We start from the raw sequence: 13451 nt of genomic DNA on the forward strand, positions 1-13451 counted from the left end.
TCACCCCTCCAGCACGTGCCGCAGGTCCCACAGGGTGCGCCAGGTGGCCGAGCCCTGCTCGGCGCGGCGGCGCACGGCGCCGTCCCAGTAGCCCTGGAGGCAGGCGGCGTCGGCGGGTTCGTCCTTGCGGACCACGCCCAGCAGATGGCCGGGCAGCAGGCCGAGGACATCGCGGTCGGAGGGGAAGTAGGCGGCGGCGAGGCCCAGCGCGCCAGCCACGGCGACGGCCTCTGCGGTGCTCATGACCGTGGACGGCCGCTCCACCTCCCAGCCCTCGGCGGACCGGCCCTCGCGGAGGTCGCGGAAGGCGGTGACGAGGGCCTCCAGGACGGAGTCGTCGACCGCGTACGCGGCGCCGGACCGCTCGACGGCGGCCCGGGACTGGCGGCGCACCAGGGCCGTTTCGGCTTCGGGGTCGGCGATGGGGCCGACCGTCTCGAAGTTGAAGCGGCGCTTGAGGGCGGCGGACATCTCGGAGACGCCGCGGTCGCGGAGGTTGGCCGTGGCGATCAGGGCGAAGCCGGGGGCGGCGTGCACCTGGGCGTCCTCGGTGCCGGCCAGCTCGGGTATGGCGACGCGCCGCTCGGACAGGAGGGAGACCAGGGCGTCCTGCACCTCCGGCAGGCAGCGGGTGATCTCCTCCACGCGGGCGACGGCGCCGGTGGTCATGGCGGTGAGCACCGGGGAGGGGACGAGGGCATGGCGGCTGGGGCCCTGGGCGAGGAGCAGGGCGTAGTTCCAGCCGTATTTGAGCTGGTCCTCGGTGGTGCCCGCGGTGCCCTGCACGGTCAGGGCGCCGGTCCCGCAGACGGCGGTGGCCAGCAGCTCGGACAGCAGCGACTTGGCGGTGCCGGGCTCGCCGACGAGCAGCAGTCCGCGCTCGCCGGCCAGGGTGACCACGCAGCGCTCGACGAGGGCGCGGTCGCCGACGAACTTCCGCGTGATCTCCAGCCGGCGCGGGATCCCCTCGGGAACGGTGGCGTCGTCGGGCAGGGTGAGGGCGGTGCCCGGGCTGCCCATCACGAACGTGACGACGGCCCGGGGGGTGAGCCGCCAGCCGGGCGGGCGGGGGCCGCGGTCGTGTGCGGCGAGGAAGGCCAGCTCGGTGGCGAACTCGTCCTCGGGCGGGGTGAGCTGGCGGGCTGCGGGGGTGGTGGCGGTGGTCATCGGCGGCCCTTCCTGGTGGCGCGGGTGACGAGCTCTTCGTAGGCGGGGGCGTCACCGTCGCGCACCCGTGCCCAGGCGCGCTCGAACAGTTCGGGAACGGGGATCAGCGGCGTGGCCCGGGCGCCCGGCCGCAGCGGGTAGAGGCCGGCCTTCCAGGTCTCCGCGGGCAGCGCGGGCGCCTTCAGGTCCGCCCAGCCGCCGGGCAGGAACAGCCGGCGGCCCGCGCGCGGCCGCTGTGCGGTCACCACCAGGCCGGAGCCGGCCAGCTCGGCCGCGGCGCGCTTGGCGCGGGCGGGGCGCCAGCCGGTCCAGCGGGCGCGGTTGCGGTCGGTGGGGTCGGGCAGGGCCAGCAACTGGAGGTAGAGAGCGGCGGCGTCCTCGGCCAGCGCGTGGGCCGCGGCGACCTCGGCGACCAGCGCCGGGACGCTGCGGGCGGGGTCCTGCGCGTACCCGGCCGGCGAGCCGTCGTCGAGGCCGGCGCGGAGGGCGCGTTCGAGCTCGGTGCCGAGGACGGCGCGCAGCGCGTCGAGGGGGCGGGCGGCGCCCGGGCCAGCGATGCCCTCGATCAGGGCGAGGGCCGGGTCGTCGGCGCCGGTGAGGCCGGCGGGGCGCAGCCGGGTGGACTCCGCACCGCTGTACCAGGGGGCCAGGACGAACGCCTCGCCGGCGCGGACCAGTCCGTCGGGCCCGGCTCCCCCGGCCTCGGGCAGGCCGTGGGCCGCGCGGAGCCGGGGCGCGCTGGGACCGTGCTTCTCCGTCCAGTCCAGGCCCATGTCCATGATCAGTCCCGGGTCGGAGAGGCGCCGGCGCAGGGCGGCGAGTCCCTCGGGCAGGGCGGCGCGCAACGGGTGGCCGTGGGGCAGGCCGTAGCCGAGGGTGGCGAGCGCGGTCACGGCGTCGGCGAGCAGCCGGCCGTCCGGCACCGCCTCGGGGTCATCCGCCGTCAACTGGCCCTGCGGGGATATCCGTTGCCGGGTGGTGCGGCTGAGCCAGGGCGTGTGGTCCGGGTTGAGCGCGGCCATGGCGGTGCCGGTGAGCTGGAGCTCGGCGGCGACGTCCTCCGGAACGAGGCGCAGCGTCCCGAACCGCTCCCGCCACCGGCGGGCGGCGGCGGCCGTGTCGGGGCCGGTGCCCCACAGCGCGGCGGGCTCGTCGGGCAGCAGGGCGGCGACGACGTCCGCGGGCTCGCCGGGGAGCAGCGCCGCCGCCGTCCGGGCCTGGCCCGTCCTCAGGCCCAGGACCGCCAGGGTGGCGGGCGAGGTGTCGGCGGGGAGGCCGGCCAGGAGCAGCGCGGCCCGGCCGGGGCCGCTGCCGGTGGCCTCGGCGAAGGCCGCGGCGGCCTCGGGCCGCCAGGGGGCGGGGCCCTTCTCCCGGACGAGCCGGACGACTTCGGTGAGGAACGCGGCGGGCGGCCGGGCGGGCACCGGGTGCGCCTTCGCGGTGGTCAGGTGCGCGACGGCGCCGAAGACGCCGTCGGGGTCGTGGTCGAGCGCGGACCATTCGGCCTTGCCGTCGCCGCGCAGCCTCCGGTTGCCGAGGATGACCACGGTGCGCGAACCGTGGCGGAACACCTGACCGCCGCGCTGGGGAGTGGAGTCCCGCTCCTCGATGAGGGTGACCTCGCGCAGTTCGGCGGGGCCGGCGAGCGGCCCTTCGGCAATGGCCGTGAGGAGCAGGAGCAGGGCCTCCCGGCCGGGGTCGTCGACGCCGGGCCCGGTCGCCCGGAGGGCGAGGGCGCGCAACGTGCCCAGTGTCCCGGTCCACTCGCCGGAGTAGGCGGGGGCGGTGAGCGGATCGGTGGTCCAGCCGTCGGGCAGGGTCTCGGCGCGGTGCCGCTCGGGCAGCGGCCGGCCTTCGGCGGGCTTGCCGGACAGGACGTGGTTGACGGCGCGGATCTGCTGGAGGGCCGCCCAGGAGGCACGGCCGAAGAGCCGGGTGCGGGGACCGGCGAACAGGCCGCGCGCGGCATCGCCGAGGGTGCCGTCCTCGCCGTGCCGCGGGCGGTGGTCCTCGAACATGCCGGCCTGGCCCGCCGCGGGCCGGCGGCTGTCGGCGGTGAGCCGGGCGACGGCGCGGCGCAGGCCGACGGTGAAGCGCACCACGCCGGCCACGCCGAGGCGCAGCGCGTCGTCCGTGACCGGGGGCAGCGCGGCGGCCACGGCGCCGGACAGGGCCGCGGCGCGGTCGCGGGTGCGGCGGGCGGGGTCCGGGGCGCGGCCGGCGGCGCGGTGCTCGGCGTCGGCGCGGTCCAACTCGTCGAGGGTGGCGCCCAGCGCGGCGAGCAGCCGGGCGGTCGTCTCGTCGGTGAGGGCGCGCAGGGCGCGCGAGCCCGCCTCGTCGCGGGGGCGCAGCGCGTGCCAGAAGAGCACGGGCGGCACCAGCGGGGTGCCGGCCGCGAAGTCGCCGCCGGGGCCGCGCGGGACGGCGGAGCCGAGCGCGCCGCGGGCGATGTCGGAGCCGTTCTCGTAGAGGGAGATGCCGCCGCCGTGGGCGGCGAGCACGGGCTCGGCGCCGCCGGGCAGCCGCAGGGCGCCGACGGGGGTGGGGACGACCGTCCGGCCGTGGTCGGTGGCCCGGCCGGTGACGGTGGCCGTGCGCCCGTCGACGGTGGTGGCCGTGAGCCGCCGCCCGGTGGCGCTCTCGGCGCGCACCGACCAGCCGAGGAGGGTGCCGTCGGTGCCCAGCGGTGAGTCGTCCAGCCCGGCGGGCAGCGGAAGGAGGGAGCAGTGGTGGGGCAGCAGCCGGACGCCCTCGTCCTCGGCCGCCCGGGCGAGGAAGGCGGGCAGCGAGGCGCGGCCCACGGCGCCGGTGGCCGGATCGTACTCCGTCCACACCGGCCGCCCCTGCGGGTGGTCCAGCCGCCAGTGGCCGGTGCCGTCGCCGAGCACGGGGTGCTCCTCGGGCAGGACGGTGTCGCCGGCGCGCAGCGGCCGGGCTCCGGTGGCCCGCCCGCCGCCGGCCAGGTCCAGCGAGGCCCAGGAGAGGAAGGCGGAGGAGCGGGTGGGCCGACCGCCGCCGAGGTCGAAGACGTCCTCGGGCCGCGCGGACCAGTACGCCCGGTACCGGCCCTCGTGCCACCAGGTGACCAGAAGCTCGCCGTCGGCGTACCGGAAGGAGGGGCGCTGCCATCGGAGCTTGTCAGGGATGCGCAGGTCGTGTTCGAGCAGGACGCGGTCGGGTCCGACGACCACGGCCCTGGTGGAGTCGGCGACGATCAGCGCGGGCCACGCCTCGTCCACGGAGAGCCCGTTGGGCCCGGGGCGGGCGGCGGGGTCCAGCAGGCGCATCGCCTCCTCCAGGGCGGGCCAGCCGAGCTCGTCGACGAGGCCGGCGCGCAGCGTCCTGGTCAGCAGTGGCGTCAGGTCGTGCCCGGTGACCCGGGCGACGGCGTCCGGGTTCACCTCGCGAGCGAACCGGCCGATGGACAGCAACTGGTCGACGGCGGCCCGGGCGGCGGGCAGGCCGGCCGCGCCGCGGTACTCCTCGGCGCGGGCGTCGAGCCAGTCGCTCAGCAGGCGGCGCAGCACCGGGTGGGTGGCGGCCGTCGCCAGCCGGGTGGTGTCCCCGTGCCGCCCGGTCTCGCCGACGGAGTCGGTGAGCGGCGGGCCGTACCGGGGGTCGGCGGCCACGGCGGCCAGGTCGCGCCGGCCGGCGGCGGGGGCGGCGAACCAGGCGTCGAGGTCGAGGCCGAGCCGGTCCGGCGGGTCGGCCACCGGGATGCCGGCGGCCAGGCAGGCGTCGAGCAGCTCCAGATCGGTGCCCCGGCGCCAGCCGCGCGGCCGGGACAGCGTCACCGGCCGGCCGGCCGCGCGCAGCCGGTGGGCCATGCGCGTGGCCAGCGCGCAGGTGGCGGGCGAGCGGCGCGGGCCGGACCAGCCGCTCTGGAGGTGGGCGGCCCAGCGGGTGAGCCAGTCGGCCGGGTCCGCCTCGGCGGTGGGCGCGGATCCGGTGAGCAGTTCGTCGGCGCCGGTGGCGGACAGCAGCCCGAGCCAGATCTCGTCGCCGCCGTCCTGGGTGCCCATGGCCGAGGGGATGATCTCCAGCAGCCGGGCGCACAGGGCGGGCCGCCGCTCGACGAGGCCGGTCAGGGCATCGCGGTAGGCCGTCCAGAACGAGCGGGGCGCGCGGACGACGGCGGGGAAGCCGAGCAGCACGGCGAGCAGGTCGCGCTCCTCGGCGGCCACGTCGAGGCCGGCGGCGCGGAGGAGGCGGCGGGCGTCCTGGGGCAGCGAGGCGTAGGGCGGCATCCCGGCGGCGCAGCGTTCGACCGTGAGCTGCCGGAACTGGTCCCAGGCGGCGGCCGGGGCCAGCCGCTCGGTCAGGTCCCGGACATGCTCCTTGAGCGCCTTGACGGTGAGGGCGCCGGCGAAGGCGAACTCCAGGAACACCGCGCGCTGCCGCGCCTCGTCGACGGCCAGGCCGTGGACGCGCTCGGCGGCCCGGGCCCGGCCGAAGAGGCTGGCGGCGTAGGCGGTGTTCTCGTGGGCGAGGAAAGCGCGGGCGGCCTGTTCGTAGAAGGTGGGCAGGAAGTGCGGGACGGACCGGCCCAGCCGCTCGGCCAACTGCTCGAAGCCCTCCTTGGCGGCGCCCGCGCGGGTCCCGGCGAGCCGGGACAGCCGCTCGATGTCCTGGACGAGGGCGAGCGCGTGGTGGCCGTTGGCCGGGTCGTTGACCAGGGCCCAGGCCGGGAAGCCCAGAGTCTCGCGGCGCACTTGGCCGACCGGCGGGGCGTCGGCCTCCCGGCGCAGGCCGAGGAACCCGAGGGCCAGGTCCTCGGCCTCGCCGAGGGTCTCGGGGACCAGCCGGACCACGGGCCGGCCGTCCAGCGCCGGGTGGGTGTAGGCGCGGGCGGTGAGGGTGTCGGCGTCCTGCCCGGGGTGGCTGTCGCGCGGCAGGACGGCGCCCGCCTCCAGCAGGGCGCCGGTCGTGGTGGCCGTCATCGGGCGTCCTCCCCGGTCTCGCGGCCGGCGTACAGGGCGGCGGCCATGCGCATGCCCTCCGACCAGGCGACGGGCCCGATCTCGCGCAGCCGCAGCGGCCGTCCGTCGGCGGTGCTCCAGGTCAGCGGGCCGGTCTCGGTCTCCTCGAAGCCGTCGTAGTCGCCGAGCCAGACGCGGGCCTCGACGGTGCGGCCGTCTTCGAAGACGGGGCACACGGCCTGGGCGCCGCGCACCCGGTACCCCAGGGAGGCGGCGCGGCCGGTCAGGAACCGGAGCTGCTTGAAGCTGCCGCCGGCGTAACGGTCGACCGCGGTGGCGTCCCGGTCCGGGACCGCGTCGCGCCGCCACACCTCGCGGTGCAACTGGCCGATGCCCTGGCGCAGGCCCAGCTCGGTGGCGAAGTCCCGCAGCTCGTCGAGGTCTTCGAGGAGGACGGGGTGCGGAACGCGGAGCCGGCCGGCGTCGGTCCGCACGGTGTCGCCGTCGAGGTCGACGAGGCCGAGGCCGCGCTCGGGGTCGGCGTCGCGCAGGAACCCGGCGACCGTGCCGGCGTCGTCGGTGACGACGAGGTCGCGCAGCGCCGCCCGCCAGGCCGGGTCGGGCCAGATGTGCACGAGGGTCGCGGCGGGCACCGGCAGGGAGCGGATCATCCAGCGCTCGACGGCGGCCAGGCACTCCCGCTCGTGCCGGGCGAGCCACTCGGTGAGCTGCCGAAGCTGGACGACGGCGGGCTCCTCGGCGATCTTCGCGGGCACGGCTTTGAGGATCCGTCCCGTCCGGTTGCGGCAGACGAGCTTGCCCGCGTCGTCGAGCGCGACGTCGTAGTCGCCCGCGCTGATCCACCCCATGACCATCTCCCTGTGGCCGCGATTACGATGATCGAAACTCTAGAAGCTGCCACTGACAACGGGTCACGCGGCGTGACGAGGAGGGCACATGGCGGCCGAGGTCGGACAAGCGGCGCGCCCGGTGCGCTGGGGCATCCTGGCGACCGGCGGAATCGCCGGGAAGCTGGCGGCGGATCTCGCGGACGTGCCGGACGCCGAGGTGGTCGCGGTGGGTTCGCGCGCGCCCGGCCCGGCCGAGGGGTTCGCGAAGCGTTTCGGCATCGCCCGGGCCCACGGCAGCTGGGCCGAGCTCGCGGCCGACCCCGACGTGGACGTGATCTACGTGGCGACGCCGCACAACGCGCACTACGCGGCGGTGCGGCTGTGTCTGGAGACCGGCAAGCCCGTCCTGTGCGAGAAGCCGTTCACGCTGAGCGAGGCCGAGGCGAAGTCGCTGGTGGACCTGGCCCGGGAGCGCGGTCTCTTCCTCATGGAAGCCATGTGGATGTACTGCAACCCGGTGATCCGGCGGATGGCCGAGCTGGTCCGGGACGGGGCGATCGGCGAAGTCCTGGCCGTGCACGCGGACTTCGGCATCAACGGCCCGCTGGACCCCGGACACCGGCTGCTCGACCCGGAGTTGGGCGGCGGCGCGCTGCTGGACCTGGGCGTGTACCCGGTGTCGTTCGCGCATCTGCTGCTCGGCGAGCCGGAGGCCGTGGCGGCGTGGGCCCGGCTGCGCGGGGGCGTGGACGACAACACCGGGATGCTGCTGGGCTACGCCTCGGGCGCGGTGGCGGCGCTGACCTGCTCGCTCGTCGCGGACACGGCGCAGACGGCGGCGGTGACGGGCGCGACGGGCCGGATCGAGTTCCCCCGGGGCTTCTTCTATCCGGAGCGGTTCGTGCTGCACCGCGAGGGCCGGGCGCCGGAGGAGTTCGCCGGGCCGGGTCCGGCCGGCTCGTTCGTGCACCAGGCGGCCGAGGTGATGCGCTGCCTGCGGGCCGGCGAGACGGAGTCGCCGCTGGTGCCGCTGGACGGCAGTCTCGCCGTGATGCGGACGCTGGACACCGTGCGCGACCGCATCGGGCTGCGCTACCCGGGCGAGTAGCCCGCGCCGCCCTGCCCGCGGGCAGGGTACGGCGACGTGGTGCCGCACAGGGGCGGCACCACGTCGGCCTCGGTCAATCTCCTCAGCCGGCCGCGGAGTTCACCAGAAGTGGGTGGCCGGCCACCCACTCGCGCTGGCGCGCCAGGGCCGACCGCGCCTCCCCGAGCTGCACGGCCACCGCGGCCGGCGCGGTGCCGCCGCGCGCGTCGCGGGCGGCCAGGGCGCCCTCGACGCTCAGCACGGTGCGGACCTCGGGGGTGAGGTGCGCGGAGATCTTGGCGAACTGCTCGTCCGTGAGCTGGTCGAGCTCGATGCCCTCCGCCTCGCACGCCTTGACGCACTCGCCGGCGACCTCGTGCGCCACCCGGAACGGCACCCCACGCTTGACCAGCCACTCGGCGATGTCGGTGGCGAGGGAGAAACCGGCCGGGGCCAGCTCGGCCATCCGCTCGGCGTTGACCGTAAGGGTGGCGAGCATGCCGGTGAACGCCGGGAGCAGCACCTCCAGTTGGTCGCAGGAGTCGAAGACCGGCTCCTTGTCCTCCTGAAGGTCGCGGTTGTAGGCGAGCGGCAGGGCCTTGAGGGTGGCCAGCAGCCCGGTCAGATTGCCGATGAGGCGGCCGGACTTGCCGCGCGCGAGCTCGGCGATGTCCGGGTTCTTCTTCTGGGGCATGATCGAACTGCCCGTGGAGAACGCGTCGTGCAGGGTCACGAAGGAGAACTCCTTCGTGTTCCAGACGATGATCTCCTCCGCGATCCGGGAGACGTCGACGCCGATCATCGCGGTGATGAAGGCGAACTCGGCGGCGAAGTCGCGGGCCGCGGTGCCGTCGATCGAGTTGGCCGCGGAGCCGCCCTCGAAGCCGAGGTCCTTGGCCACGGCCTCCGGGTCCAGGCCCAGCGACGAGCCGGCCAGCGCCCCCGAGCCGTAGGGCGACACGGCGGTGCGCGCATCCCACTGCCGCAGCCGCTCGCCGTCGCGGATCAGGGCCTGGACATGGGCCAGCACATGGTGGGCGAAGAGCACCGGCTGGGCGTGCTGGAAGTGGGTGCGGCCGGGCATGGCCACGCCCGGGTGGGCGTCGGCCAGGGCGATCAGCGCCTCCTGGAGGTCGGCGATCAGCCCGCCGATGATCCGGGCGTGGTCCCGCAGATACATCCGGAAGAGCGTGGCCACCTGGTCGTTCCGCGAACGGCCGGCGCGCAGCTTGCCGCCGAGCTCCGGGCCGAGCCGCTCCAGCAGGCCGCGCTCCAGCGCGGTGTGCACGTCCTCGTCGGCGATGGTGCCGGTGAACGACCCGTCGGCGACGTCGGCGGCCAGTTGGTCCAGCCCGGCGAGCATGCGGCGCAGCTCGTCCTCGGTGAGCAGGCCAGCCCGGTGCAGCACGCGGGCGTGGGCGCGCGATCCGGCGATGTCATAGGGCGCCAGCCGCCAGTCGAAGTGGACGGACGCGCTGAGCTTCTCCAGCGCCTCGGCCGGGCCGTGCGCGAAGCGCCCGCCCCAGAGCCGGACCTCCGAGTTCTCGCCGGTCACTGGGCGAGGTCCCGCCGGGCGGCGATCTTGCTCGACAGACCGAAGATGTCGATGAAGCCCTTGGCCAGCGACTGGTCGAAGGTGTCGCCGGTGTCGTACGTCGCCAGGCTGAAGTCGTACAGCGACTGGTCGGAGCGCCGGCCGGTGACCACCGCGCGGCCGCCGTGCAGGGTCATCCGGATGTCGCCGCTGACGTGGGCGTTCGCCTCGTTGACGAAGCCGTCCAGGGCGCGCTTGAGCGGGGAGAACCACAGGCCGTCGTAGACCAGCTCGGACCACCGCTGCTCGACCTGCCGCTTGTACCGGGCGAGCTCGCGCTCGACCGTCACGTTCTCCAGCTCCTGGTGCGCGGTGATCAGCGCGATGGCGCCGGGGGCCTCGTACACCTCGCGGGACTTGATGCCCACCAGGCGGTCCTCGACCATGTCGATGCGGCCCACGCCCTGCGCGCCGGCCCGCTCGTTGAGCTCCTGGACGGCCTGGAGCATGGTGACGGGCTTGCCGTCCAGGGCCACGGGAACGCCCCGCTCGAAGGTGACGACGACCTCGTCGGCGTCCCGGGGGGTGGCCGGGTTCTGCGTGTACTCGTAGATGTCCTCGATGGGCGCGTTCCAGATGTCCTCCAGGAAGCCGGTCTCGATGGCGCGGCCGAAGACGTTGGCGTCGATCGAGTACGGCGACTTTTTGGTGGTGGCGATCGGCAGGCCCTTGGTCTCGGCGAAGGCGATGGCCTTGTCGCGGGTCATCGCGTAGTCCCGGACGGGGGCGATGCACTTGAGGTCGGGGGCCAGGGAGGCGATGCCCGCCTCGAACCGGACCTGGTCGTTGCCCTTGCCGGTGCAGCCGTGGGCGACGGTGTCGGCGCCGTGCTTGCGGGCGGCGGCCACTAGGTGCTTGACGATGACCGGCCGGGAGAGGGAGGACACCAGCGGGTAGCGGTCCATGTAGAGGCCGTTGGCCTTGATCGCCGGGAGGCAGTACTCCTGGGCGAACTCGTCCTTGGCGTCGACGACCTCGGCCTCGACCGCGCCGCAGGCCAGCGCGCGCTTGCGGATGACATCCATGCTCTCGCCGCCCTGGCCGACATCGACGGCGACGGCGACGACCTCCGCCCCGGTCGCCTCGGCGATCCAGCCGATGCAGACAGAGGTGTCCAGGCCGCCGGAGTAGGCGAGTACGACGCGCTGGGTCACGGTGTCTCCTTAGGATGCATGCGCTAGTGAGAATAAGTATGCAGGAGTCCGCATGGTTCGTCAATCGGGCCGACGCGACCGTACGCCCCGGCGACCCGCGCGGGCCCGGGAAACGCCGTCGCCCGTCCGTCCGGAGATCGCTAGGGTGATCGACGCCACGGGGGACGAGCCACACGACTGCGGAGGTCACGTGCTGTCCACCCCTCTCGGCCCCGGGGCCGAACTGCACCCCCTGGAACCCTGGCAGGCGGCCGAGCTCGCCGCGTACACCGACCGCGCGCGGGAGCATCTCGAACCCTGGCTGCCCTGGGCGCACGCCGTGACGGACGAGGAGTCCGCGCGGCGTTTCCTCCAGCGCTACGCCGACCGGCAGGCCGCCGACGACGGCCGGATCTACGCGATCCGGCTGGACGGCGAACTGGTCGGCGGCATGATCTTCCGGCTCTTCGACGCCGCGCAGGGCTCGTGCGAGCTGGGTGCCTGGCTGGCGCCAGAGGCCCAGGGGCGGGGGCTGGTGACCCGGGCGGCGAGCGTCATGATCGACTGGGCGGTCGGCGTCCGCGGGCTGGCGCGCGTCGAGTGGCTGGTGAGCCCCCACAACGGCCCCAGCATCGCCGTCGCGCGGCGGCTGGGCATGACCCACGAGGGAACGCTGCGCTCCGTCTTCGAGATGGGCGGCCGGCGGCACGATCTCCAGGTGTGGGCGCTGCTGGCCGACGAATGGCGGAAGCCCACGACTTCTCACTCACACGAGTGATTACCGCGCGCGCCGTCACGCTCCCCGGCGCCTTTGGCCTGAACGGAACTCCTGGTCAGCGCGGTTGACCCGGCGGGGACGGCGTGAAGTGGCGCGCCGGGGCGTGCGGCGAATCCGAAACGCGCTGTTCCAGCCGCCCCTTACAGAGGTCAAGCTGAACACATGATCAATGATCGGTATGAGGGGGCGCCGTGACGCCCGTCGACCTCGGTCTGCCCGGGTCCGGCGAGCGGCAGACCGCCCTGGACGTCCTGCGCCGCACCCGCGCGCTCCTCGATCCGGCCCTGCGGGAGTGGGTGCACCGCCTCCCGGCGCCCGTGGCGCGGGTCGCCTCCTACCACTTCGGCTGGACCGACAGCGCCGGCCGGACGGACACCGCGCCGGCCGGCAAGGCGCTGCGACCGGCGCTCGTCCTCGGCTGCGCGGAGGCGGTCGGCGCGCCGCCCGAGGAGGCCCTGGCCCCGGCCGTCGCCGTCGAGTTCGTACACAACTTCTCGCTGCTGCACGACGACATCCTGGACGGCGACACCACGCGGCGGCACCGCGCCACCGCCTGGACGGTGTTCGGCTCCGCCACGGCGCTGCTGGCCGGGGACGCCCTGCTCATCCACGCCGGACGGGTGCTGACGGAGCAGCCGGCGCGGCTGGCCACCGTGACCGGCATCAACTGGCTGTGCGAGGCGACCACGCAGCTCATCGAGGGCGAGCACACCGACCTCAGCTTCGAGGAGCGCACCCAGGTGTCGCTCGACGAGTGCCTGGCCATGACCGAACGGAAGACGGCCGCGCTGCTGGCCGTCTCGTGCGCCCTGGGCGCACTGTGGGGCGGCGCCTCGCCGGAGCGGACCGAGGCGCTGCGCCGCTTCGGCACCCATCTGGGCATGGCGTTCCAGCTCGCCGACGACCTGCTCGGCATCTGGGGCGATCCGGCCGTCACCGGCAAGCCAGCGGGGGCGGACCTGGCCAGCCGGAAGAAGTCCCTGCCGGTGGTCGCGGCGCTGGACTCCGGGACCCCGGCCGGGCGTCGGCTCGCGGGGATGTATCTGCCGGTGGACGGCGCCAAGTCCGCCGCGCGGAACGGGCAGAACAAGGAGGAGACCGCCCAGCTCGCCGCTCTGGTCGAGGAGGCCGGCGGCCGGGCCTGGGCGGAGCGGACGGCCGAGGAGCAGTTGCGGCTGGCCCTGGCGAGCCTGGCCGCCGCGGCGCCCGAGGAGCCGGCGGGCACGCGGCTGACCGCGCTGGCCAAGCTCGCCTGTCACCGCGACAGTTGAGGCGGGACGGAGGGCCGCCCGCGGCCGCCGGGGAGGCGCCGCGGTTCGCGCTGCTCCGGCGGCGGCCGGGGGTCAGCCCTCGCGCTGCTCCTTCTGCTTCTGCGCCAGCCGCAGCAGATGGTCCGCCAGCGACTGCCCGCCCACCGGATCCCTGCTGATCAGCAGCAGGGTGTCGTCGCCCGCGATGGTGCCCAGGATGTCGTGCACCTCCGCCTGGTCGATGGCCGACGCGAGGAACTGCGCGGCGCCCGGCGGGGTGCGCAGCACCACGAGGTTGGCCGACGCCTCCGCCGAGATCAGCAGCTCGCCGGCGAGCCGGGCCATCCGCTCCTCCTTGGCCGACTCCCCCAGCGGCACCCGGGGGGTGCGGAAGCCGCCCTCGCTGGGCACCGCGTAGATCAGCTCGCCCCCGGCGTTGCGGATCTTCACGGCGCCCAGCTCGTCGAGGTCGCGGCTGAGCGTCGCCTGCGTCACGCTGAGCCCGTCGTCGGCCAGCAGCTTGGCGAGCTGGCTCTGCGAGCGGACCGGCTGCCGGTTGAGGATGTCGACGATCCGGCGGTGCCGTGCGGTACGGGTCTGCGGAACGGAGGGGCCGTGTGCGGACCCGGGGGACGCGGGCGGGCCGCCCGGTGACTGCCGCTCGTCGGTCAT

Annotated in this window: 9 protein-coding genes; 3 read left to right on the forward strand and 6 right to left on the reverse strand. The window is 75.4% G+C overall.

Annotated elements, in window-relative coordinates; translation table 11 throughout:
- The 3 genes from RM590_RS23865 to RM590_RS23875 are packed head-to-tail and all read right to left on the reverse strand — an operon-like array spanning window position 1 to window position 6955.
- The gene (locus RM590_RS23865; RefSeq protein WP_311706742.1) at window positions 1–1167 is read right to left on the reverse strand and encodes an ATP-binding protein; all 1167 of its coding nucleotides are present in this window, start codon (window positions 1165–1167) and stop codon (window positions 1–3) included.
- The gene (locus RM590_RS23870; protein WP_311706743.1) at window positions 1164–6107 is read right to left on the reverse strand and encodes a hypothetical protein; all 4944 of its coding nucleotides are present in this window, start codon (window positions 6105–6107) and stop codon (window positions 1164–1166) included. The genes RM590_RS23865 and RM590_RS23870 overlap by 4 nt, the downstream gene beginning before the upstream one ends.
- Window positions 6104–6955 carry a DUF4132 domain-containing protein gene (locus RM590_RS23875; protein ID WP_311706744.1) on the reverse strand — a complete coding sequence of 284 codons (852 nt, stop codon included), beginning with the start codon at window positions 6953–6955 and terminating at the stop codon, window positions 6104–6106. Before RM590_RS23875 ends, RM590_RS23870 begins: the two co-directional genes overlap by 4 nt.
- Window positions 6956–7043: 88 nt before the next feature.
- Between RM590_RS23875 and RM590_RS23880 the strand changes: the two genes are divergently transcribed.
- A complete protein-coding gene (locus RM590_RS23880) occupies window positions 7044–8045 on the forward strand; it encodes a Gfo/Idh/MocA family protein (RefSeq protein WP_311706745.1) in 1002 nt (333 codons plus the stop codon).
- Between the two features lie 82 nt (window positions 8046–8127).
- On the opposite strand, the gene argH is transcribed toward RM590_RS23880, so the two are convergent.
- Window positions 8128–9579, reverse strand: coding sequence for an argininosuccinate lyase (argH, locus tag RM590_RS23885; RefSeq protein ID WP_311706746.1), 1452 nt, complete (start codon window positions 9577–9579; stop codon window positions 8128–8130).
- Window positions 9576–10772, reverse strand: a complete 1197-nt coding sequence (locus RM590_RS23890; RefSeq protein WP_311706747.1) for an argininosuccinate synthase — start codon at window positions 10770–10772, stop codon at window positions 9576–9578. The genes argH and RM590_RS23890 overlap by 4 nt, the downstream gene beginning before the upstream one ends.
- A 190-nt stretch (window positions 10773–10962) precedes the next feature.
- Here RM590_RS23890 and RM590_RS23895 point away from each other — a divergent pair, with 190 nt between their 5' ends.
- Window positions 10963–11529: a GNAT family N-acetyltransferase gene (locus RM590_RS23895; RefSeq protein WP_311706748.1), complete on the forward strand. Its 567-nt coding sequence runs from the start codon at window positions 10963–10965 to the stop codon at window positions 11527–11529.
- A 191-nt stretch (window positions 11530–11720) separates the two neighbouring features.
- Window positions 11721–12800: a polyprenyl synthetase family protein gene (locus tag RM590_RS23900; protein WP_311706749.1), complete on the forward strand. Its 1080-nt coding sequence runs from the start codon at window positions 11721–11723 to the stop codon at window positions 12798–12800.
- Between the two features lie 72 nt (window positions 12801–12872).
- Here RM590_RS23900 and RM590_RS23905 read toward each other — a convergent pair whose 3' ends face one another.
- A complete protein-coding gene (locus RM590_RS23905) occupies window positions 12873–13451 on the reverse strand; it encodes an arginine repressor (RefSeq protein WP_311706750.1) in 579 nt (192 codons plus the stop codon).

Origin of the sequence: Streptomyces litchfieldiae (assembly GCF_031845365.1) — a bacterium.
GTDB lineage: Bacteria > Actinomycetota > Actinomycetes > Streptomycetales > Streptomycetaceae > Streptomyces > Streptomyces litchfieldiae.